This is a genomic window from Lysobacter enzymogenes (genome assembly GCF_017355525.1).
Taxonomy (GTDB): Bacteria; Pseudomonadota; Gammaproteobacteria; order Xanthomonadales; family Xanthomonadaceae; genus Lysobacter; species Lysobacter enzymogenes_C.
In genome coordinates this window covers 5,484,274-5,505,591 of record NZ_CP067395.1, presented here as the reverse complement: position 1 = coordinate 5,505,591, position 21,318 = coordinate 5,484,274, and the positions used below count along the sequence as shown (strand labels likewise).

General features: G+C 69.5%; 19 protein-coding genes. 6 read left to right on the top strand and 13 right to left on the bottom strand.

Annotated elements, in window-relative coordinates:
* Positions 1–48 precede the first annotated feature (48 nt).
* Both JHW38_RS23235 and JHW38_RS23230 read left to right on the top strand, forming a co-directional pair.
* Entirely contained in the window at positions 49–1,266 is a 1,218-nt protein-coding gene (locus JHW38_RS23235; RefSeq protein WP_207523645.1) for a dipeptidase, read from the top strand.
* Positions 1,263–2,108, top strand: coding sequence for a DUF6348 family protein (locus tag JHW38_RS23230; protein WP_207523644.1), 846 nt, complete (start codon positions 1,263–1,265; stop codon positions 2,106–2,108). The genes JHW38_RS23235 and JHW38_RS23230 overlap by 4 nt, the downstream gene beginning before the upstream one ends.
* An 87-nt stretch (positions 2,109–2,195) precedes the next feature.
* Here the strand turns inward: JHW38_RS23230 and JHW38_RS23225 are convergent, their stop codons facing one another.
* The 3 genes from JHW38_RS23225 to JHW38_RS23215 form a co-directional block, all read right to left on the bottom strand.
* Complete coding sequence (locus tag JHW38_RS23225; RefSeq protein WP_207523643.1) at positions 2,196–2,846, bottom strand: outer membrane beta-barrel protein; 651 nt, start codon at positions 2,844–2,846, stop codon at positions 2,196–2,198.
* A gap of 242 nt (positions 2,847–3,088) precedes the next feature.
* Positions 3,089–3,274 carry a 30S ribosomal protein THX gene (locus tag JHW38_RS23220; protein WP_207523642.1) on the bottom strand — a complete coding sequence of 62 codons (186 nt, stop codon included), beginning with the start codon at positions 3,272–3,274 and terminating at the stop codon, positions 3,089–3,091.
* A 215-nt stretch (positions 3,275–3,489) separates the two neighbouring features.
* A complete protein-coding gene (locus JHW38_RS23215; RefSeq protein ID WP_207526482.1) occupies positions 3,490–3,906 on the bottom strand; it encodes a MerC domain-containing protein in 417 nt (138 codons plus the stop codon).
* A gap of 81 nt (positions 3,907–3,987) precedes the next feature.
* Here JHW38_RS23215 and JHW38_RS23210 point away from each other — a divergent pair, with 81 nt between their 5' ends.
* Both JHW38_RS23210 and JHW38_RS23205 read left to right on the top strand, forming a co-directional pair.
* A complete protein-coding gene (locus tag JHW38_RS23210) occupies positions 3,988–6,012 on the top strand; it encodes a TonB-dependent receptor (protein ID WP_207523641.1) in 2,025 nt (674 codons plus the stop codon).
* Between the two features lie 258 nt (positions 6,013–6,270).
* Positions 6,271–6,666, top strand: coding sequence for a MarR family winged helix-turn-helix transcriptional regulator (locus JHW38_RS23205; RefSeq protein ID WP_242691062.1), 396 nt, complete (start codon positions 6,271–6,273; stop codon positions 6,664–6,666).
* Here JHW38_RS23205 and JHW38_RS26120 read toward each other — a convergent pair.
* Entirely contained in the window at positions 6,661–6,849 is a 189-nt protein-coding gene (locus JHW38_RS26120; RefSeq protein ID WP_428995336.1) for a DUF6053 domain-containing protein, read from the bottom strand. The genes JHW38_RS23205 and JHW38_RS26120 overlap by 6 nt on opposite strands.
* A gap of 73 nt (positions 6,850–6,922) precedes the next feature.
* Between JHW38_RS26120 and JHW38_RS23200 the strand changes: the two genes are divergently transcribed.
* Positions 6,923–8,173: an MFS transporter gene (locus JHW38_RS23200; RefSeq protein ID WP_207523639.1), complete on the top strand. Its 1,251-nt coding sequence runs from the start codon at positions 6,923–6,925 to the stop codon at positions 8,171–8,173.
* Positions 8,174–8,335: 162 nt separating this feature from the next.
* Here JHW38_RS23200 and JHW38_RS23195 read toward each other — a convergent pair whose 3' ends face one another.
* Positions 8,336–8,833 carry a transcriptional repressor gene (locus tag JHW38_RS23195; RefSeq protein ID WP_123649165.1) on the bottom strand — a complete coding sequence of 166 codons (498 nt, stop codon included), beginning with the start codon at positions 8,831–8,833 and terminating at the stop codon, positions 8,336–8,338.
* Between the two features lie 41 nt (positions 8,834–8,874).
* Positions 8,875–10,272, bottom strand: coding sequence for a glutamate--tRNA ligase (gene gltX / locus JHW38_RS23190; protein ID WP_207523638.1), 1,398 nt, complete (start codon positions 10,270–10,272; stop codon positions 8,875–8,877).
* A 165-nt stretch (positions 10,273–10,437) separates the two neighbouring features.
* Between gltX and lpxH the strand changes: the two genes are divergently transcribed.
* Complete coding sequence (gene lpxH / locus JHW38_RS23185; protein WP_207523637.1) at positions 10,438–11,172, top strand: UDP-2,3-diacylglucosamine diphosphatase; 735 nt, start codon at positions 10,438–10,440, stop codon at positions 11,170–11,172.
* Positions 11,173–11,355: 183 nt separating this feature from the next.
* Here the strand turns inward: lpxH and JHW38_RS23180 are convergent, their stop codons facing one another.
* From JHW38_RS23180 to JHW38_RS23150, 7 genes are all read right to left on the bottom strand, one after another.
* Positions 11,356–13,605 (bottom strand): TonB-dependent receptor, encoded by a 2,250-nt coding sequence (locus tag JHW38_RS23180; protein WP_207523636.1) that lies wholly within the window; start codon positions 13,603–13,605, stop codon positions 11,356–11,358.
* A gap of 314 nt (positions 13,606–13,919) precedes the next feature.
* Positions 13,920–14,438, bottom strand: coding sequence for a hypothetical protein (locus JHW38_RS23175; protein ID WP_207523635.1), 519 nt, complete (start codon positions 14,436–14,438; stop codon positions 13,920–13,922).
* 48 nt (positions 14,439–14,486) lie between these two features.
* Positions 14,487–15,107, bottom strand: coding sequence for a hypothetical protein (locus JHW38_RS23170; protein WP_207523634.1), 621 nt, complete (start codon positions 15,105–15,107; stop codon positions 14,487–14,489).
* A gap of 136 nt (positions 15,108–15,243) precedes the next feature.
* Entirely contained in the window at positions 15,244–17,694 is a 2,451-nt protein-coding gene (locus JHW38_RS23165; RefSeq protein WP_242691060.1) for a S9 family peptidase, read from the bottom strand.
* A 172-nt stretch (positions 17,695–17,866) separates the two neighbouring features.
* Positions 17,867–18,706 (bottom strand): ferritin-like domain-containing protein, encoded by an 840-nt coding sequence (locus JHW38_RS23160; RefSeq protein ID WP_207523632.1) that lies wholly within the window; start codon positions 18,704–18,706, stop codon positions 17,867–17,869.
* A complete protein-coding gene (gene purF, locus JHW38_RS23155; RefSeq protein ID WP_207523631.1) occupies positions 18,703–20,172 on the bottom strand; it encodes an amidophosphoribosyltransferase in 1,470 nt (489 codons plus the stop codon). Before purF ends, JHW38_RS23160 begins: the two co-directional genes overlap by 4 nt.
* 210 nt (positions 20,173–20,382) lie before the next feature.
* Positions 20,383–21,306, bottom strand: coding sequence for a CvpA family protein (locus JHW38_RS23150; RefSeq protein WP_207523630.1), 924 nt, complete (start codon positions 21,304–21,306; stop codon positions 20,383–20,385).
* Positions 21,307–21,318: the final 12 nt, after the last annotated feature.

Here is a 21,318-nt window from a genome sequence, read left to right as displayed (position 1 = left end):
TGAGCCCCCGCGCGCCGCCGGCGCGCACGCGCCCAAACCGGAGGACCCGTGCGGATCGCCGCTCTCGCCTTAGCCCTCGCCTTCGCGCCGCTGCTGTATTCGACCGCGGCGCAGGCCGACCAACCTCTGAGCGCGGGACAGCGCTTCGCCCAGGACGCGATCGTCGTCGATACCCACATCGACGCGCCGACCGGCTTGCTGCGCCACTGGGCCGACCTCGGCCTGGACACGCCCAAGGTCGAATTCGACTACCCGCGCGCGCGCCAGGGCGGGCTCGACATCGCCTTCATGTCGATCTACACCTCGCCCGGCGAAGACGCCGCCGGCACCGCCACCCAGACCGCGCACACCCAGATCGACGCGGTCGAGGCGATGGTCGGGCGCCGCCCCGAGCAGTTCGCGGTGCTGCGCTCGCCGAAGGATTTCGAACGCTTGAACGCGCACAACCAGCGCGTGCTGCTGGCGCTGGGCATGGAGAACGGCGCGCCGATCGGCGACGACCTGTCGAAGCTCAAGCTGTTCTACGACCGCGGCGTGCGCTACATCACCCTCGCCCACAGCGAGGACAACCGCATCAGCGATTCCTCGTACAGCCGCAAGCGCACCTGGAAAGGGCTGAGCCCGTTCGGCGAGAAGGTCGTCGACGAGATGAACCGGCTCGGCATCATGGTCGACGTCTCGCACCTGTCCGACGACGCCGTGCGCGACGTGCTCGCGCGCAGCAAGGCGCCGGTGATCGCCAGCCATTCGGGCCTGCGCCACTTCACCCCGGGCTTCGAACGCAACCTCAGCGACGAACTGGCCAAGGCGGTCGCGGCCAAGGGCGGCGTGGTCCAGGTGGTGTTCGGCAATCCCTTCGTCGATCCGGCCTCGGCCGCCGACACACAGGCCTATTTCGTCGCCAGCGCGAAGTTCGAGCAGGAACAGGCCGCGGCGCGCAAGCGCGGCGAGACGCCGAAATCGTCGGAAGCCTTCGACAAGGAATGGGAAGCCGCGCATCCGCCGCGCGCGGTCAAGATCGACGCGGTGCTCGACCAGATCGAGTACGCGGTCAAGCTGCTCGGCGCCGACCACGTCGGCATCGGCTCGGACTTCGACGGCGTCAGCGGCGCGCTGCCGGACGGGCTCAAGTCGGTCGCCGACTATCCCAACCTGATCGACGGCCTGAAGGCGCGCGGCCTGTCCGACGAGACCCTCCGCAAGGTGCTCGGCGCCAACCTGTTGCGGGTGTGGAGCGAGGTCGAGGCCAAGGCGGTGCGGCCGTGAGCGCATCCGCGGCCGGTCCCGAGTTCGCCCTGGTCGACGCCAACCCCGGCGGTTCGCCGGCCGGCCACCTGCGTTTCGACGACGAAGACGGCGAGACCTACCTGGAGCCGTTCGACCTGGTCGAAACGCTGACCGAGATCCTGCGCGGGCACGGCCATCGCGTCCACGCCTACGACAACGGCTGGATCGAGATCGGCGACGGCGGCCTGTTCGCGTATCCGCAACTGGTCGAGTTCACCGAGCTGGACGGCGAGACCATCCGCACCGCCTGCACCATCCAGTGCAATCACCTGCGTCTGTTCCCGCAGGGCCTGTTCGAATACCAGCACGCCACCGGCGAGAACTTCGACGCCTCGATCAAGCGCGGTTTCGACCAGTGGGCGCGCACCGACCTGATGGCCCTGCTCGACGCCGCGCGCGAGGAACCGGAAACCTGCACCAGCATGCGCATGGAGTTCGGCGGCGAGGACGGCGCGCCGCTGCGCCGGCGTCGGATCGTGTTCGGCCCGGTCGCGCATTTCGGCCGCGCCCAGACCGAAGCCGCATGCGCGCAAGACGGCGAGGAAGCGGACGGCCACGATTTCTGCCCGTGCTGCCTGCTGACCAACTCGCTCGAAGCGTTCCGGCCGCTGCTCGACGCCGACGGCTTCTTCGCCCTGCGCCTGTTCGCCTCGCGCGACCACGACGACGGCGAATGCAACGCCGATTGCCGGGTCAACGGCGAAGACTGGCCGCAGGGCCTGGACGGGCTGCGCGCCTACGCCGCGACCTGGCCGACCGCGCCGGGGCAGTCGATGGAGTTCCGCAAGCAGTACGTGGTGGTGCAGGACGCGGCGGACTGAAGCGCGCGGCGCCGAAGGAAACCCAAAAAAGAAGCCCGGCGCGAGCCGGGCTTCTTCGTTGTCGCAGCGTTGGTTGCGGTGCCGGGCTCAGAAGCTCCAGCGCACGCCCACGCGGTACTGCTTCTGATCGCTGCCCATGTCGGCTTCGGCGACCACGCCCCAGCTGTCGTTGAACTTGATCAGGCCGCCCAGCGTGCCGCTGAACTCCTTGTCGTACATGTCGCCGTCGGTGTAGTTGGCCTTGATCCAACCTTCGAAGTTGGCGGCCAGGTTGCCGCGCAGGCCGATCGAGGCGCGGAAATCGTCGCCCTCGGCGCTGTCGCGGAAGCCGCGGGTTTCGACTTCCATCTTGGTGCGCAGGTAGCTCACCTCGCCGGTCCATTCGACCCGGTCGCTGAGCTTGTGGTTGTAGCCGATACCGGCATGGCCCTGCTGGGCGTCGACTTCGAATTCGCCGACCTGGCCCAGGCCGGTCACGCGGATGCCGACGCTGTCGTCCTTGGCCTTGCTGTAGCCGCCGAACACGTAGAACTTCTCGCCGACCGCGAACGAGCCGTTGATGAAGCCGCCGTTGGCCTTCATGTCCTCGACCGAGATGTTGCTCGGCGCGACCACCGGCAGTTCGGACTGGTGGTGGGCGAAGCCGGCCTCGACGTAGCTGTGGCTCAGCTTGTCGTAGGCGGCGGCGGAAGTGGAGGCGGCGGCCAGCGCGACGGCCAGCGCGAGTTGCTTCTTCATAAATCCCCTTGATCCTTGATGTGGTAAGCGTCCCGTTCCTCGGGAACGGCGGGGATGTTAATGAAAAAATTACAAGCCGTCTCGGATTTTTGCGGGGCGACACGCTTCGTGCGCGACGCAAGTGAGGTTTGTCCGCCTGATGCCGTGCAAACGGCACCGCGAACCCGTCCCCGGAAAAAACAAAAGCCCCGCCGGAGCGGGGCTTCGTCGTCGCACGGGCGGCCGTGGGGCCGCGGCGCGGCTTACTCCTTGGCGGCCTTCTTCGCCACGACCTTCTTGGCCGGCGCCTTGGCGGCGGCGGACTTGGCGGTCTTCTTGGCGGCCGGCGCGGCGGCGCTGCCGGTGGCCTTGGTCACGGCCTTGCGGGCGTTGCCGTAGCTGGAGTTGTAGCGCTTGCCCTTGGCGGTCTTGCGGTCGCCCTTACCCATGGTCGTGCTCCTGTATCGAGAGTTTCGGTGTTTCGAAATGATGGTCCGCGCAGGCCGCGAACGCCGCGGCCGGGTCGCGAAGCCCGGTGTTCGGCGCGGAAGGCTCGCGCGCGAGGCTGCGAAGCCTAGCACAAGCGCCTGTGACGCGGGTTCGGCGCGCCGCCGGGACGGCGACGCGGGTGTGCGGCAGCGGTTTCCGGCGTAGGCCGGGGCGCTCAGTGGGCGCAGCTGGCGTCGTGGATGTGGCCGTGGTTGAGGCGCAGATTGGTCAGATGCGCCAGCCCGACCAGGGCCCCGCCGATGGTCATCGCGACCGCGTGCGGGACCAGGGAATGGTGCAGCGGCGCGTACAGCACGCCGACCCAGAGCAGGCCCAGGCCCGGCACGAGCAGGCTCAGGGCGCGCAGCGCGTGGTGGCGGCGATAGCCCGAAATCACGCTGAAGCAGCCCAGCGCGGTGGCGAAGATCACGAACGCCAGCTCGAAGCTGTCGCCGAACCAGGCGGCCAGCCCCAGCGAGGGCAGCACCGCGATCAACAGCGGAAGGGCGGCGCAATGCACCGCGCAGGCCAGCGAGCCGAGGGCGCCGATCCGGTCGAGCAGGCCGCGAAGGAATGCCGTCATGAGGGGGATGACTTATGGGATGGTTGTCAATCAGGTAGCGTTACTTTATAACATTTCAACCTCCCCCGCCAGTTCAGAATCGGCTCTTTCATGTCCAACCCCATCGTGGTCTCCCCGCTCGCCCGCCGCAGTGCGCTCGCTCTCGCTTTGTCCCTGGCCCTGCCGTTCGGCCAGGCCGTTGCCCAGGACGCGGCGGCCACCAATCCCAATCCCAGCGACACGCGCCACGTCAAGGCTACCAGCCTGGACGCGGTGGTCGTGACCGCCAATCCGCTCAAGAGCAGCGCCGAAGACCTGGCCCAGCCGGTCGAAGTGCTGGCCGGCGCCAAGCTCGACGAAGCGCGCGGCAGCACCCTCGGCGAAACCGTCGGCAAGCTGCCCGGCGTGCAGAGCTCCAACTTCGGCGCCGGCGTCGGCCGGCCGATCATCCGCGGCCTGGAGGGCGCGCGCGTCGCGGTCATGAGCGGCGGCCTGGCGACCCAGGACGTGTCCACCGTCAGCCAGGACCACAACGTCGCGATCGAGCCGTTCCTGGCCGACCAGATCGAAGTGCTCAAGGGCCCGGCGACCCTGCTCTACGGCAGCGGCGCGATCGGCGGCGTGGTCAACGTGGTCGACGGCCGCATCGCCGAGAAGCCGCTCGACGAAACCGTGTCCGGCCGCGCCGAGGTCCGTCGCAGCACCGTCGACAACGGCGTCACCGGCATGGCCCGCGTCGACGCTTCGGGCGCCGACGGCGCGCTGGTGCTGCACGCCGACGGCGTGTACCGCAACAAGGACGACTACAACACCCCGCTGGGCCGCCAGCGCAACAGCGGCATCGACACCAAGACCGGCGCGCTCGGCGCGTCGCTGGTCGGCGACCTGGGCTTCCTCGGCTTCGCCGCCTCGCGCTACGAGGACAAGTACGGCAATCCGGGCGAGCCGGGCAATCCCGCCGAAGGCGAGCCGCCCGTGCACATCGACATGAAGCAGAGCCGGTTCGAGCTCAAGGGCGGCGTCAACCAGGAATTCGGCGTGTTCAGCGGCCTGCGCGCGAGCCTGGCCCACACCAACTACGAGCACACCGAATTCGAAGGCCAGGAAGTCGGCACGCGCTTCCTCAACGACGCCACCGAAGGCCGCTTCGAACTGACCCACAAGCCGCTGGCCGGCTGGACCGGCGCGCTCGGCGTGCAGGGCTACGACCGCACCTTCCAGGCGATCGGCGAGGAAGCGTTCGTGCCGCGCACCAAGACCCGCGCCGGCGGCCTGTTCCTGACCGAACAGCGCGAGTGGGATGCGTTGAAGCTCGAGCTCGGCGCGCGCGTGGACAAGGTCAAGCTCACGCCGGACGGCGGCGACAAGCGCGATTTCACGCCGGTCAGCCTGTCGGCCGGCCTGCTGTGGAAGTTCAACGAAGCCTGGCGCCTGAGCGTCAACCTCGACCGCGCCGAACGCGCGCCGGTCGAGGAAGAACTGTTCGCCCACGGCCTGCACGCGGCCACCGCTTCGTTCGAAATCGGCGACGCGAACCTGCGCAAGGAGCGCGCCGACCAGTTCGAAGTCGGCCTGCATTACCACGGCGCCAAGTTCGAGGCCAAGGTCGCGGCGTACCAGACCCGCTTCGACGGCTTCATCTATCTGGTCGACACCGGCGAAGTCGAGGAAGACAGCCCGGTGCGCCAGTGGAGCCAGGCCGACGCCAAGTTCACCGGCTTCGAGGGCGAGGCCATCGCCCATCTGTTCGACGGCGACGCCGGCAAGTTCGATGTGCGCGTGTTCGGCGACACCGTGCGCGCCAAGCTCGACCGCGGCGGCAACCTGCCGCGGATCGCGCCGGGCCGTTTCGGCGGCGAGCTGCGCTGGGACGCCGACAGCTGGCGCGCCTCGCTCGGCGCGACCCGCTACATGAAGCAGGACAAGGTCGCGGTCAACGAAACCCCGACCGACGGCTACACCCTGGTCGATGCGCATCTGGCCTATCACTGGGATGCCGGCAACCTCGGCTACGAGCTGTTCCTGGACGGCAACAACCTGACCAACCAGGAAGCGCGGGTGCACACCTCCTTCCTCAAGGACACCGTGGTGCTGCCCGGCCGCGGCGTGGACTTCGGCGTGCGGGTGTTCTTCTGATGTCTGCGGCGCCGCTGCGCGCGATGCGCAGCGCGCCACCGGTTTGCGCGCGCAGACGGGGCCGCCCTCTCTCCTGATCGTCGGGCGGTCCGCCCGCGGTCAACGGCCCCGCCTCCGCGCGCCCCGAACGCCGGCCTTTGCGGCCGGCGTTTGCGGTGGCGGACGAATTAAGTGTATATACACTTAATGATCGAAACGCCCGCCCCCGCCTCGCCCCCGCCCGCCGCGCCGACCCCGAGCGTGTGCACCTGCTTCCGCATGCGCAAACTCTCGCGGCTGATGAGCCAGCGCTACGACCAGGCGCTGGCGCCGGCCGGGGTCAACCTCAACCAGTATTCGATCCTGCGCCGCACCAGCGGTCGCGGGCGGCCGCTCGGCGAGATCGCGCACGAGCTCGGCATGGACCGCAGCACCCTCAGCCGCGACCTCAAGCCGCTCAGCGAGGCCGGCTGGATCGAATCGGCGCCCGGCGAGGATGCGCGCCAGCGCTTGCTGCGGATCACTGCGGCCGGCCGCGCGGTGATCGAGCGCGCGATGCCGCTGTGGCGGCGGGCGCAGGACGAGATCGACCAGGGGCTCGGCGCGGACGGGATCGCGGCGCTGCATGCGCAGCTGGACCGGGCGATCGCGCAGTTGCAGGGCGACGCGTCATGAGCGGCGCAAGGCGCTTGTGGGAAGGCCTTCAGGCCCGACGCCTTTCGCTCCGATCCGATCGAAAGGCGTCGGGCCTGAAGGCTTCCCATAGAAGCCCGACCGCTGTCGCAGCGGCGCCGCTTTCGCTGCGATCCGCGCGGAAAACGCCGGACCTGAAACCCCTCCCACACGTCGCCGCAACATCGCGGTTTTCGTTGCGGACTGATCGAAGCGCTCCGGCCCCGACGGCCCTCCCACCCCACTGCGCAGAGCTCCCATGAGCCCCACCTCGCCCACGGCTCCACCCAAGCCCGCGTCCTACTGGCCGCTGCTGCTCGCCGCCACCGCCATGCTGCTGATCACGATGGGCATCCGCCAATCGCAAGGCCTGCTGGTCAAGCCGATCGGCCACAGCACCGGCCTGGGCATCGCCGAAATCAGTTTCGCCCTGGCCATCGGCCAGTTCGTGTGGGGCGCGGTGCAACCGCTGTTCGGCGCGCTCGCCGACCAGCGCGGCCCGGGCCGGGTGCTGGTGTTCGGCGGCCTGCTGCTGGTCGCCGGCATGGCGCTGACGCCATTCGTATCCTCGCAGTGGGGCTTGATGGTGACCCTCGGCGTGCTCGGCGCGGCCGGCGCGGGCGCGGGCAGTTTCTCGATCCTGATCGGCGCCACCGCGCAACGCATTCCGGCGGAAAAACGCTCGATGGCCGCGGGCGTCATCAACGCCGGCGGTTCGATGGGCCAGTTCCTGTTCGCGCCGCTGGTGCAGGCGGTGATCGCCGCGGCCGGCTGGATGGCGGCGATGTGGACGCTGGCCGCGGCCGCGCTGGCGACGCTGCCGCTGGCGTGGCCGCTGCGGCGCCGTCGCGAAAACGCGGCGGCCGCGTCCGCGAACGCCGCGCCCGCAGGCATCGGCTTGCGCGAGCAACTGCGCATCGCGCTGCGCGAACCCAGCTACTGGATGCTGCATGTCGGCTTTTTCACCTGCGGCTTCCACATCGCCTTCCTGGTCACCCACCTGCCCGGCGAAATCGCGCTGTGCGGGCTGTCGGACAACGTGTCGGCGGTGGCGCTGGGCCTGATCGGCCTGTTCAACGTCGCCGGCAGCCTCGCCGCCGGCTGGCTCGGCCAGCGCTGGCGGATGAAGTACCTGCTGGCCGGCATGTACGCCAGCCGCGCCGCGCTGATCGCGATCTACCTGCTGTCGCCGCCGACGCCGCTGACCTTCTACCTGTTCGCCGCCGGCCTCGGCGTGACCTGGCTGGCGACGGTGCCGCCGACCGCGGGCCTGGTCGGCAAATTGTTCGGCCCGCGCTATCTGGGCACGCTGTTCGGTTTGACCCTGCTGTCGCACCAAGTCGGCGGCTTCTTCGGCGCGTGGTTGGGCGGCTTGGCGATGGCGAACTTCGGCGCTTACACCTGGATGTGGTACGCCGACATCGTGCTGGCGCTGCTCGCGGCGGCGGCGAACCTGCCGATTCGCGAGGCCAAGCCGACCGCGCCCGGGTTGGTGCCCGCCAAGGCCTGAGCGAAAGCCGCGCTGTCTCCCTGTAGGAGCGGCGCGAGCCGCGACCGCGAATCCGCAACCACGACGAAATCATCCAACGAGCGAAAGCTCGCAGATAGAGACGTCGTAGTTGCGGGTTCGCGGTCGCGGCTTGCGCCGCTCCTACAGGGGGGCCTTCGGCGGTCAGGCCTTCGCGGCCTTGGCCTCGACGCAATCGGCGCACATGCCGTGCACTTCCAGCGTCTGCGCCTGCGGCACGAAGCCGAGCGCGCGGGCGCGGGCTTCGAGCAGGTCGACGATGCGTTCGTCTTCCAGTTCGGTCGCCGACTGGCAGCTGTCGCAGATCAGGAACGGCACCGCGTGCTGGGCGCCGCCCGGGTGGTGGCAGCCGACGAAGGCGTTGATCGAGGCCAGCTTGTGGATGAAGCCGTGCTCGAGCAGGAAGTCCAGCGCGCGGTAGATCGTCGGCGGCGCCGCGGCGTCGTGGGTCGCCTTCATCTGGTCGAGCAGGTCGTAGGCCTTCATCGGCCGGCCGGCGTCGGCGATCAGGCGCAAGGCGTGGGCGCGGATCGGGGTCAGCCGCAGCCCGCGCTGCTCGCAGGCCCGCTCGACCTCGTGCACGAAGGCGTCGCCGTCGTGGACGTGGTGGTGCGGATCGGTGCAGGCGGTGTTCGCGTTCATGCGGGCTCCCGGTGGCGGCGCGGCGGCCTTCGCTGGATGGGTTATGCCGGAATCTTAGTAAGGGCGGCGTCGATGCGTTGCAAGGCCTGGGCCTGGCCGGCCAGATAGACCGTATGCGAGATGTCCGGGCTGACCTGGGTGCCGGTGATCGCCACGCGCAGCGGCTGGGCGACCTTGCCCATGCCGATGCCGAGCGCCTCGGCGGCCTCGTGCAGGGCCGCGCCGACCGCGTCGGCGGTCCACGCCGGCAACGCCGCCAGACGCGCGCGCGCCTCGCTCAGCGGCGCCTGGGCGGCGGCGTTGAGGTGCTTGGCCACGGCCGCCTCGTCGTACTGGGTCAGCGGCTGGAACCACACCGCGGCACGCTCGGCCATGTCCTTGAGCGTCTGCACGCGGTCGCGCAGCGCGATCACGATGTCGGCCGGCGCCGGGCCGGCGGCGAGGTCGAAGCCCTGCTGGCGCAGATGCCATTCCAGGTGCTTGCCGACCTCGGCCGGATCGTCGCTCTTGAGGTACTGCTGGTTCATCCAGCCGAGCTTGGCCGCGTCCAGGCGCGAGGCGCTGGAGTTGACGTCGGACAGCTGGAACAGCCGGGTCATTTCCTCGATCGAGAAAATCTCCTGGTCGCCGTGCGACCAGCCCAGCCGGACCAGATAGTTCAGCAGCGCGTGCGGCAGATAGCCGGCGTCGCGGTACTGCATCACGTCGGCCGCGCCGGTGCGCTTGGACAGCTTGGCGCCCTCGTGGTCGAGGATCATCGGCAGGTGGGCGAAATGCGGCACCGGCGCGCCCAGCGCCTGATAGATGTTGATCTGGCGCGGGGTGTTGTTGACGTGGTCGTCGCCGCGCACCACGTCGGTGATGCGCATGTCGAGGTCGTCGACCACGACCGCGAAGTTGTAGGTCGGGTAGCCGTCGGCGCGGAAGATCACCAGATCGTCGAGCTCGCTGTTGGCGATCTCGATCCGGCCCTTGACCTTGTCCTCGAACACGACCGTGCCGTCGAGCGGGTTCTTGAAGCGGATCACCCGGTTCGGATCGTCGCGGTACGGCTCGTTGCGCTCGCGATAGGCGCCGTTGTAGCGCGGCTTTTCCTTGGCCGCGAGCGCGGCGTTGCGCGCGGCTTCGAGCTCGTCCTTGGTCTCGTAGGCGTAGTACGCGGTGCCCGCGGCGACCATCTGCTCGGCGACCTCGCGATAGCGGTCCAGGCGCTGGGTCTGGTAGACCGGGCCTTCGTCGTAGCCCAGGCCGAGCCAGTCCATCGCCTCCAGGATCGCGTCGATCGCCGCCTGGGTGCTGCGCTCGCGGTCGGTGTCCTCGACCCGCAGGATGAACTGCCCGCCCGCGCGGCGCGCTTCCAGCCAGCAGTACAGGGCGGTGCGGGCGCCGCCGATGTGCAGGTAGCCGGTGGGACTGGGGGCGAAGCGGGTGCGGGTCATGCGCGGGCTCGGTGGATCGGAGGGAGACCGGGGATTTTAACGGATGCGGGCGCGGCGGGCTTCGTCGCGGCGAAACCGCCCCGGGCCGGCCTGCGCGGCCCGATGCGCCCTGCCCCGGCCCGGCCCGACTCGGCCCGACTCGGGCAAACGCCCTAAACTAGCGCCATGACCACGCTCTTCATTTCCGACCTGCACCTGGACGCCGAACGCCCGCAGATCACCGAGCTGTTCGGCCGTTTCGTCCGCGCCGAGGCCCGCGGCGCCGACGCGCTGTACATCCTCGGCGACCTGTTCGAAGCCTGGGTCGGCGACGACGACCCGGCCGAGACCGGCGCCTTCGTCGCCGCCGAACTCAAGGCGCTGGCCGATTCTGGCGTGCCGGTGTTCTTCATCCGCGGCAACCGCGACTTCCTGCTCGGCCGCGACTACGCCGAGCGCGCCGGCATGCGCATCCTGCCGGACCCGGCGGTGATCGTGCTGTACGGCCGACCGGTGCTGATCGGCCACGGCGACCTGCTGTGCACCGACGACGTCGCCTACCAGCAGTTCCGCGCCCAGACCCGCCACCCGCTGTGGCAGGCGCAGTTCCTGGCCCAGCCGCTGGCCGCGCGCCTGGCCTTCGCCCAACAGGCGCGCGCGGCGAGCAAGGCGCACCAGGCCGGGCTCAAGGACGCCGGGCGCATGGAAACCATCACCGACGTCGCCCCCGCCACGGTCGCGGAAACCTTCGTGCGTTACGGCGTGGACACGATGATCCACGGCCATACCCACCGCCCGGCGATCCACGAACTCGAAGCCGGCGGCCGCGCGCGCAAGCGCGTGGTGCTCGGCGATTGGTACGAACAAGGCTCGGTGCTGCGCGTCGACCTCGACGGCATGCGCCTGCAAGCCTTGGACTAAGCCGCATGGCCTCCCTGTAGGAGCGGCGCAAGCCGCGACCGCGGGGCAGCAGGTTGCGTCGCAAGCGCGGCGTCGCAGTCGCGGCTCGCGCCGCCCCTACAGTCGCTGCGCCGCAAAAACGAACGCCCGCGATTACGCGGGCGTTCGCTTGTCCGCCGCCCTCGCGGGCGCGGACGGCTTCGATCAGAACCGCACTTCCGCCGTCACGAACACCTGCCGCGGCGCGCCCGACTGCAAGGTGTAGTTCAGCCCCTTCGGATCCGACGCGACGAAGCCGTTGGTGCCGATGCTGCCGAAGTATTCCTTGTCGAACAGATTGGTCGCGTTCAACTGCAGCTTGAACGCATCCGCCCACGACAATTCCTTCCACTCGTACGACGCCGACGCGTCGACCACCCAGAACCCGTCGACCTTGGAGTCGTTGAGATAGGTCAGGTAGCGCTTGTCGGTGTACTTGGCGCCCAGTTGCAGCGCCAGGCCGTCGCGTTCCCAGCGCAGCTCGGTCGCGTACAGGCGCTTGGGCGCGTCGACCACCTGCTTGCCCTTGGTCCGCACCAGGGTCGTGCCGTCGAGATAATCCGACTCGTACTGCGAATCGTTGAACGCCAGCGAGTGGTACCAGGTCAGCCCGGCGATCGGCTTCCACTGCACGGTGATCTCGGCGCCCCGGCTCTCGACGTCGCCGACGTTGGCGAAGCTCGACGCGCAACCGACGATGCCGGCGCAACGCGCGATCGCCAGCAGGCGGTTCTCGAAGTTGACCCGGTACACCGCCACCGAGGCTTCGATCTGGTCGCGGCTGGTGCGCAGGCCGGCTTCCAGGGTCTTGGAGCTTTCCGGCTCGAGCGAACCGACTGCGGCGTCGAACGCGGCCTGCGAGGTCGAATGCGGGCCGTTGACGCCGGTGCGGAACGCCGACAGGTTCTCGCTGTACGAACCGAAGATTTCCTCGTGTTCGCCGAGCTGCCAGCGCGCGCCGAGCTGCGGCAGGAAGTTGTCTTCCGACACCAGCTTGCCGCTGGCGCGGCTGGCGCCGCCGATCAGGGTCTTGCCGTCGGTCTCCACGCGCAGGCCCTTGAAGCCCGCGTCCACGGCCAGGCGGCCGTCGGCGAACTCCATGTGGTCGAGCACGTAGTACATGCGCGTGTCGGTGTCGAAGCGCTGGCGGAACACGCGCTCGGACGGGTTGCGGTAGAAGAAGATGTCGTTCGGCGGCTCGGTCGCCTTGAGATCGTAGAAGTTGCGCTGCACGCCGTGGTCGTTCTTCTCCAGCCACAGGCCGGCCTGCAGGCGGTGGTTGCCGAGCTGCCAGCTCAGGCTCGGCATGAAGCCGGTGCGCTCGATGTCGTATTCGGTGGTGCGCATGCGCAGCGGCACCGTCGGCGACTTCGAATACGGCGTGGCCCAATGGCCCTGGCCTTCGTTGGTGTGGTAGTAGACGGTGGCCGCGAGGGTCACGTCCGGGCTGGCGTTCCACTCCGCGCTCAGGTACGCCAGATCGTCGTCGCGCACGCCGCGGGCGATGTAGTACGCATCGTCGAGGCTGGTCACGCCGCCGCTGAACTTGCCGTTGGCCGCATCGATGGCGCGCTGCCAGTCCTTGGCGTAGTTGTCCCAGTCCATGCCCAGGCGCTTGGCCGATTCCAGCGACAGGTCGGCGTAGTCGGTTTCGCGGCGGCGCGAGGAGTCGGCGTAGCCGGTGATCTTGAAGTCTTCGCCGGCGTAGACGAACTTGCCGTTGAACTGGGTGTTGCGCTGCGGACCGTCGCCCTTCCACTTGTCGGTGGTGTGGAACACGCCGCTGAGGTAGGCGCTGAAGCCGTTGTGGTCGCCGGTGTCCATGCGCATGAAGCTGCGGCTGGTGGAATCGCTGCCCAGGGTCTGGGCCAGGCGCACGCCGAATTCGGACGACGGGTCGGAGCTGAAGAAGCGCAAGGTGCCGCCGAGGTTGCCCGACGAGGCGGTATCGATCGCGCCCGAGCCCTGCGAGAGTTCGGCGCCGGACAGGTTCTCCGAGGTGATCGCGCGGCCGATGTGCAGGCCGTTGTGGTTGCCGTAGCTCATGTCGCCGAGCGGCACGCCGTCGAGGGTGAAACCGAGCTGCTGCTGCGAGAAGCCGCGGATGCTGAGCTTGCTCGACCACTCGTAGTTGCCCCACGGATCGGAGCTCTGGAAGTGCACGCCCGGCAGCTTGGCCATGACCTTCAGCGGATTGGTGCCGGCGGCTTCGCGCTGCAGTTCGGCGCGGCCCAGGACCTGCACCTGGCGGGTCTGGCCGGTGCCGACCACCGAGACCGCATCGAGCGTGGTGGCGTCGCGGTGGGCGTCGGCGGCGGGCGCGGCATCGGCGGCGGGCGCTTCGGCGGCGAAGGTGGAACCTGCGTGCAGGCACAGCAGGATCGAGGCGGCGAGGAGCGTCGTCTTCGTCGTCATGGGACTTCCGATTTGTATGGGGGACCGCCACTGGCGCGATCCCTCGCGTCATTCGCTCCGGGCGGCGGGGAGCGAAGGCCGGAAGTCTGTTCGGGGCGTGTGAAAGGGGTATGTCAGATCGGCGTCATTTGATGGAATCGGCGCCAGGACTGTGCCTGCGTCGCTATCGGCCGACGCACCGGCGTTGTCTGATGACAGGCGCTACCGCGATGGCGCGCCGTTTCGGCGCATACGGTTGCGGCCCGCCCGATGGCCTGGGTCGTTACAGCCGATCCGGTAGAACGCCTCGACGTGCCGCAGCCCATTCCTGAAGTTTATGAGTTGCCCGGACCGGCATAGGGCCATCGTTCACCGGCAAGATCGCGAAACGGCCTGAGCCGACCGCGCAAGATGTCGTTCTGATGCAGATGTTCGACCAGGCGACTCTTGTATTCGTCGGACACGGCGAAGGTCCGGGTGAACGCCATGCAGGCCAGGCATACGCGGTAACGCAGCGGATACACGGCACCGTCGGTGGGTGCGTCGGCCGCCGCGAGATAGTCCGCCACCTCGCGCAAGGCCGCGCCGATTTCGCCGAGCGAAGCATGATCGACGATCGGATTGCGGCGCACGACGTTGACCAGCCGCCAGAACCGCCATAGCCACCAGCGCGGCGGCGCAGCCGCCGGCGGCTGCGACAACGAAGCCACATAGGCGATGACCTGCCCGATCGGTGCGCTGTTGCGCGCGAAATAATCGGCGACGTCCCCGCGCAGGACGCCCGAGCTGCGGTCCAGCGACAGGTCGACCTGATTCAGATAGGCCGCCAGGCCCATCGCATCGGCGTACATCATGGATCGATATCTCATGTCGCCTCCTTCAGCGGCGGCGCGCGCACGCGCTTACTCGGTTATCGCGACCGACAGTCCGACCACGGTTCCTTCGCGCAGGAAGTAGCGGTAAATCAGGCCGGTATCCGGCCCGCGTGGAAGGAATTCGATTTCCTCGAGCCGCCGCCCCAGCAGCCGCGTCGGGCCGCGGCGCCAGAAATGCCGGCTTTTCGCTGCTTTCACCGCTTCGGCGGCTGGACTGCCCAGTTTCACGCCGAACAAGTCCACCGCGGCCAGCGATTCGATCCGCCCGCTCGCCGCGCGCGACGGGCCGAAGGACAGCACCAGCATTTCATCGACGGTGCGATAGGACGGCGCCGGATCCGTGTCGCTGGCCAAGCGCAGCCAGCGATCCGACCCGGCATCGCGATACCAGCGGTATTCGACGCCATTTTCGGCCGACACCCAACCCGGGCCATAAGCGCGGACGAGTTCGCTTTGATCGTAAACATGGGGAACGAAATCGCGCTTTGCGAAGCTCTCGACCACGTACTGACGCGGCCGCGCAGCGGCCGCACCGGCGAAGCAACACACCAAGGTCAGCGTCAACGCGGCCGCTTGCGCGAACTCGCGCCAGGCGCGTTCGCGCACGAAGAAAAATCTGCTGCTCGATCCGCGTCGTTGCGTGTCCATTCGCCGCTCCCGTCCGTCCGTGCCTCGCTCGCCGCCGATGCGGCGGCGCCGCTCCGCGCAAGTATTGCGCAAGTACGCCGGCACGGCGACCGCCATGCCCGGGCGCTCGCCCGGACACAACGTCGGCGCCCGCGCTTCAGAACACCTGCCCGCTCGGCTTGGCCGGCGGCGGCGCCAGCTTGTACCCCGTCGGCGGCTTGCTCCCGCCCAGATGCTCGACGAAGTAATCCCACATCCGCCGCGTGTAGTACGCATCGTTGCGGAACAGCTCGTGGTTCTGGTTCGGCAGATACAGCAGGTCGAAGTCCTTGTTGGCGCGGATCAGCGCCGAGGACAGTTGCAGGGTCACCGCCGGCAGCGCGTTCTCGTCCAGATCGCCGAGCACCAGCATCAGCTTGCCCTGCAGCTTGTCGGCCAGGGCGGCGTTGTCGAGCGCGCGGTAGTTGTCCGGCACCGCGCCGGGGGTGGGCTTGATGCGGCGGCCGTTGCCGTAGTCCGGCGGGCCGGCGAGCAGGCGCTCCAGGCCGTTGACGCCGCCGCCGTACATGCCCTGGTAGTTGTGCGCGCCGGCCGAGGACACCGCGACCTTGTAGAAATCCGGTCGGTACAGGATCGCCCGGGTCGAGGTGTAGCCGCCGAAGGAATGGCCGTAGACGCCGACGCGGCCGGTGTCGATGCCGGGGAAGCGCTGCGCCAGTTGCTCGATCGCGGCGACGTGGTCGTCGATCTGCGGATCGGCGAAATCGCCGAAGCTGACGTCGTGGAAGGCCTGCGAGCGGCCCGGTGTGCCGCGCGCGTCGATGGTGATCACCACGAAACCCAAGCGCGCCAGCGCCGAGCGCGAGATCGGATTGGTCGTGGCGGTGGCGTCGACGAACCCGACCGGCGCGTTGTTGATCTGCGGGCCGCCGTAGTAGGCGTCGATGACCGGATACTGCTTGGGCCGCGCCGTTTCCCTGGAGTACTCCGGCGGGAAATACGCGGTCGCGTAGATCTCGCTGCGGCCGTCGGCGGCGGTGAACTTGAGCCGCTGCGGCGGCACCCAGCCGGCCGCGCGCACCGCGCTGTCGTCGGCGCGTTCCAGCTCCAGCACGACTGCGCCGTCGCGGGTCGAGCGCAGCACCGTGCGCGGCGCGGTGTCGAGGGTCGAATAGCTGTCGACGACGTAAGCGCCGTCCGGCGACAGCAGGTTCTGCGCGGCGCTGCCGAGAATCGCGCTGGCGCCGGCTTCGATGGCGTGGTCGGCCGCTTCCGGCGTCAGCAGCGTGGGCTCGCCGCCGTCGAGCGCGACCCGATACAAGCGGCGTTGGTACGGATCGCCGGGCTCGCGGCCGCCGGCGGTGAAGTACAGCTCGCCGCGCTTTTCGTCGACGCCGATGACGTCGCGCACCAGCCACGCGCCGGACGTCAGCCGGCGGACCAGGCGTCCGTCGTGCAGGTCGTAAAGATACAGATGGCCCCAGCCGTCGCGCTCGGAAAACCACACGATCTGATTGCGCTCGCGCAGCACCGCGACCGCCGGGCGGCTGTAGAGGAAGTCGTTGAGCTGGATGCGGGTGTCGGAACGTTCTTCGAGCAGGGTGCGCAACTGGCCGTTGGAGAGATCGACCTCGATCAGCCGCATCCGCGCCGGCCGGTCGTAGCGCGCGATCGGCACGTAGGCGCGGCTTGCGTCGGGCGACCAGCCCAACAGATCGGATTCGATCGCGTGGTTCCAGCCCGCGGGAATCGCGATGCGGCGCACCTTGCCGGCGTCGACGTCGATCGAATACCACTCGTCGCGCGCGGTTTCGGCCTCGCCCATCAGACCGAGCCGGATCTCGTAGACCTTGGGCTTCCAGCCGTCTTCCGGCGCCATCGCCACCATCGGATACGGCTCGACCCGGCGCTCGTCGTAACGGGTGCCGAACACGCGCTTGCCGTCGGGCGACCAGTTCACCGTCATCGGCGGCGATTTCCACTTGCCCTGCTGGTTCGGCACCGCATGCAGGGCGAAGTCGGGCAGCACGCCGTAGCCGTAGTGCGCTACGCCGTCGCGGGTCAATCGACGTTCGGCGCCGCTGCGCAGGTCGCGCAGCCACAGGTTGTGCTCGCGCACCAACAGCGCGCGGCGGCCGTCGGGCGACGGCAGCCACAGCGGGTCGGCGACGGCGACGGCGGCCTTTTCGCAGCGATATGCCGACAGATCGCAGGACAGCGCGGCCGCGCCGGCGGCGAAATCCGCATGCAATACGCCGTTGTCGGCCCGCACCGAGCGCGGCGCCGGCGCCGCGTCGGGCGCGACCGCGGCCAAGGCCGGACGCAGGCGCGCCGGATCGAACAAGGGTTCGCGGCTGCGTTTGGCCGGATCGACCAACACGTACTCGGCCCCGGCCGCGCCGTCGCGGCGATACCAGAAGCGTCCGTCGCCGAGCCAGTTCGGCTCGACCCGCGCGTTGCGCACCTTGCCCTTGAGGTTGTAGTCCAGCACTTTCTCGGCGCGCGCGTACTCGGCGGCGCCAGGGCCGGGCGTCTGCGCCTGCGCCTGCGCGCAGGCCAGCGCCGCGGCGAACAGCGCGATCGTTACGTTCGGACTCGTCGGTCTCACAGCGTCCCCCATCCTTGCCTGTGGAACGGCGACCTTGGCATATCCGCTGCGGCGGCGCTTTACCGGCGCGGGCGCCGGGGTGCTGCGGCGCAGCGGCGGCCGAAGATGTGTTTTTCTGTGGTCCGCGGCTTCGAAACCGTGCGTTCTTGCGCGAGCGCCGCCGCGCGAACGGTCAGTCGCGCGGGTGGGCGAACGTCTCGAGCATGCGCAGTTCCTCGTCGTCGAACCCGGCGGCGCTGCGCGCTTCGAAATTGAACGGCCCGTACAGCACCGCGCGCGCGTACTCGGCCAGCAATTCGCGGAAGCGCGGATTCGGATCGATGCCGGCGCGCTCGCAGTACCAGCGGAACCAGCGCGAACCCGCGGCGACGTGGCCGACTTCTTCGCGCAGGATCGTTTCCAGGATGGCGACGGTGGCGTGGTCGCCGAGCGAGCGCAGCTTGACGATCATGCCCGGGGTCACGTCGAGCCCGCGCGCCTCCAGCACGCGCGGCACCAGGGCCATGCGCGCGAGGCCGTCGTGGGCGGTTTTTTCGGCCATTTCCCACAGCCCGTTGTGGGCGTCGAAATCGCCGTAGTCGTAGCCCAGCTCGCGCAGGCGGTCGCGCAGCAGCTGGAAATGGCGCGCCTCGTCGTTGGCCACGCCGACCCAGTCGGCGTAGAACTGCGCCGGCAGGCCGCGGAAACGATAGACCGCGTCCCAGCCCAGGTCGATGGCGTTGAATTCGATGTGGGCGATGGCGTGGACGAACGCGGCGCGGCCCTCGGCGGTGCCGAAGCCGCGCTTGGGCAGCTCGCGCGGATGCACCAGCGCCGGCCGCGGCGGGCGCCCGGGCATGCGGATCGGTTCGGGCGCCGGCGCATCGTCCGGCGTCGCCAACTCGCCGCGCGCGAACGCGCCGGCGTAAGCGAAGGTCAGTTCGACCTTGGCCTGCGGCGTGGCCGCATCGAGGCAGGCGCGCGCGGCGTCGAACAGCGTCGACGCCTGCGCATGAGGCGCCGCCGCGCTCACGAAGCGCGGCGGGTCTTCTTGGCGTCGTCCGAACGCATCTGCTGGATGCGCTCGAAATATCCCGGCTCCACGCCGGTCACGTACTCGCCGTTGAAGCACGACGAATCGAAGTGGTCGATGCGGTGCTTCGGCCCGGACACCGCCTGCTCCAGCGCGTCGAGGTCCTGGTAGATCAGCCAGTCGCAGCCCAGCAGTTCCTGCACCTGCTCGTCGCTGCGGCCGTGCGCGACCAGTTCCTCGGCCGACGGCATGTCGATGCCGTAGATGTTGGGATGCCGCACCGCCGGCGCCGCCGAGGCCAGGTAGACCTTGCGCGCGCCGGCGTCGCGCGCCATCTGCACGATCTGGCGCGAGGTGGTGCCGCGCACGATCGAGTCGTCGACCAGCAGCACGACGCGGTTGCGGAATTCCAGCGGAATCGGATTGAGCTTGCGCCGCACCGACTTCGCCCGCTCGCCCTGCCCCGGCATGATGAAGGTGCGGCCGACGTAGCGGTTCTTGATGAAGCCTTCGCGGTACTTCACGCCGAGGGTGTTGGCGATTTCCAGGGCCGAGTCGCGCGAGGTGTCGGGAATCGGGATGACCACGTCGATGTCGTGGTCCGGACGCAGGCGCAGGATCTTCTCGCCGAGGGTCTGGCCCATGCGCATGCGCGCCTTGTGCACCGAGACGTCGTCCATCATCGAGTCGGGGCGGGCGAAGTAGACGTATTCGAAGATGCACGGCGTATGCGTGCGCACTTCCGCGCACTGGCGCGCGAACAGCTCGCCGCGCGCGGTGACCACGATGCCCTCGCCCGGGCGCACGTCGCGCAGGCGCTCGAAGCCGAGCAGGTCCAGCGCCACCGATTCGGAGGCGACCGCGTATTCGTCCTGATTGCCGATGCGGCGCTTGCCGAGCACCAGCGGGCGGATGCCGTGCGGGTCGCGGAACGCGACCAGGCCCAGGCCGAGCACGGTGGCGACCACGGCGTAGCCGCCGATGCAGCGGCGGTGCACGCCTTCGATCGCGGCGAACGCGGCGTCCGGGGTCAGCGCGCGCTGGCGGTCGAGCTCGTGCGCGAACACGTTGAGCAGCACTTCCGAATCCGATTCGGTGTTGATGTTGCGGCGGTCCTGCTCGAACACTTCGCGGCGCAGCGTGTCGGTGTTGATCAGGTTGCCGTTGTGCGCCAGGGCGATGCCGAACGGCGAGTTGACGTAGAACGGCTGGGCTTCGTCGGAGCCTTCGCTGCCCGCGGTCGGATAGCGGCAGTGGCCGATGCCGACGCGGCCTTCGAGCAGGCGCATGGACGACTCGTCGAACACGTCGCTGACCAGGCCGTTGCCCTTGTGCACGCGCAGGCGCGCGCCGTCGGCGGTGGCGATGCCGGCCGCGTCCTGGCCGCGATGCTGCAGCACCGTGAGTCCGTCGTAGAGCTGGGCGGCGACATCCGTGTTGCCGACGATTCCGAGAATGCCGCACATAGCGCTGGTCCTGCCTGTCGTGTCGCGTGGGGACGCGTGGTGAGTCGTGAAGCCGCCGCGGCGCCCGCGGGATCGGCGTGGCCGGTGCGGCGCGGATTATCGCCCGTGGCGGCCGCGAATGCAGTCGTCGCGGCCGCTGCGGGCGCGAAACAGCGCGTTCGGTAAGCCCGAAGTGGCGGCGCGGCCGCCGTATTGCAAGCGCAAAGCGCGTCAGCGCACGTGCTTGTCGTCTTGGCTGGCGTCGACCGCGCCGCCATCGTCGCGGATCCGGCGGCCTTCTACGCCGCGCGGCGCGGGCGCGGCGTCGCCGCGGCCGGCCGGCGCCTGTTTCGGCAGCAGGTCGCGCATCGCGCCGGGCAGCAGGCCGGTCAGGCCGCCGAGGCCGCCGGCGGGATCGCCGCCGCGCGACTGCGCCTGCGGCTCGGGCAAGGCGTCGGGCAGGACCTGGGCCGGATCGCCGCCGGCGCCCACGCCCTGGTCGCCGCCGCCGCCGCCCGCGCTGGCGCCGGCCAGCGCGTCGAGCGGATTGGGCAGGCCGCCGAAGCCGCCGGGCAGGCTGCCGCCGGTCGCGCCGACCTTGCCCTTGAGATTCTTTTCCAGATGCCCGGCTTCGGCCTGCACGGTTTCCTGCAGCGAGCCGCCGCGGCCTTCCAGATCGACCTTGTGCGCGATCGTGTCGGGCAAGGCGCTGCGCATGAGCTGGGCGCCCGGCATCAGCACCGAGGCGAGGCTGGAATTGCGCCAGGTCGGCCCGCGCGGCAGCGTGGTCAGGCCCAGCACCACCAGCAGCGCGCAGGCGAAGATCAGCCCGCGCAGGGTGCCCAGGCCCAGGCCCATCAGCCGGTCCATCTCGGACATGCCGTAGGAATGGGCGACGGTGCGGATCACCCAGCCGAGGATGCTGACCCCGACCCAGATCGCGGCGAAGCACAGCGTATAGCCGCCGAGGTAGCCGCCCCAGCTGGCGCCGCTGTCGCTGAGCCCGCGGGCGACGTCGCCGCCGAACAGGAACGCGCCGAGCCCGGCCAGCAGCCACGCCGCCAGCGACACCGCCACGCCGATCAGGCCGCGCGCCATGCCGAGCAGCGCCGACAGCGCCACGATCACCAGCAAGCCCCAGTCCAGAGCCGTCATTCGCCTTACTCC

What these genes read in the sequence shown, in the direction of transcription:
- JHW38_RS23225 (WP_207523643.1), bottom strand. Translation starts at nt 2,846, where the DNA reads ATGAAGAAGCAACTCGCGCTGGCCGTCGCGCTGGCCGCCGCCTCCACT.
- JHW38_RS23220 (WP_207523642.1), bottom strand. Translation starts at nt 3,274, where the DNA reads ATGGGTAAGGGCGACCGCAAGACCGCCAAGGGCAAGCGCTACAACTCC.
- JHW38_RS23210 (WP_207523641.1), top strand. Translation starts at nt 3,988, where the DNA reads ATGTCCAACCCCATCGTGGTCTCCCCGCTCGCCCGCCGCAGTGCGCTC.
- JHW38_RS23205 (WP_242691062.1), top strand. Translation starts at nt 6,271, where the DNA reads ATGCGCAAACTCTCGCGGCTGATGAGCCAGCGCTACGACCAGGCGCTG.
- JHW38_RS26120 (WP_428995336.1), bottom strand. Translation starts at nt 6,849, where the DNA reads ATGTTGCGGCGACGTGTGGGAGGGGTTTCAGGTCCGGCGTTTTCCGCG.
- JHW38_RS23200 (WP_207523639.1), top strand. Translation starts at nt 6,923, where the DNA reads ATGAGCCCCACCTCGCCCACGGCTCCACCCAAGCCCGCGTCCTACTGG.
- JHW38_RS23195 (WP_123649165.1), bottom strand. Translation starts at nt 8,833, where the DNA reads ATGAACGCGAACACCGCCTGCACCGATCCGCACCACCACGTCCACGAC.
- gltX (WP_207523638.1), bottom strand. Translation starts at nt 10,272, where the DNA reads ATGACCCGCACCCGCTTCGCCCCCAGTCCCACCGGCTACCTGCACATC.
- lpxH (WP_207523637.1), top strand. Translation starts at nt 10,438, where the DNA reads ATGACCACGCTCTTCATTTCCGACCTGCACCTGGACGCCGAACGCCCG.
- JHW38_RS23180 (WP_207523636.1), bottom strand. Translation starts at nt 13,605, where the DNA reads ATGACGACGAAGACGACGCTCCTCGCCGCCTCGATCCTGCTGTGCCTG.
- JHW38_RS23175 (WP_207523635.1), bottom strand. Translation starts at nt 14,438, where the DNA reads ATGATGTACGCCGATGCGATGGGCCTGGCGGCCTATCTGAATCAGGTC.
- JHW38_RS23170 (WP_207523634.1), bottom strand. Translation starts at nt 15,107, where the DNA reads ATGGACACGCAACGACGCGGATCGAGCAGCAGATTTTTCTTCGTGCGC.
- purF (WP_207523631.1), bottom strand. Translation starts at nt 20,172, where the DNA reads ATGTGCGGCATTCTCGGAATCGTCGGCAACACGGATGTCGCCGCCCAG.
- JHW38_RS23150 (WP_207523630.1), bottom strand. Translation starts at nt 21,306, where the DNA reads ATGACGGCTCTGGACTGGGGCTTGCTGGTGATCGTGGCGCTGTCGGCG.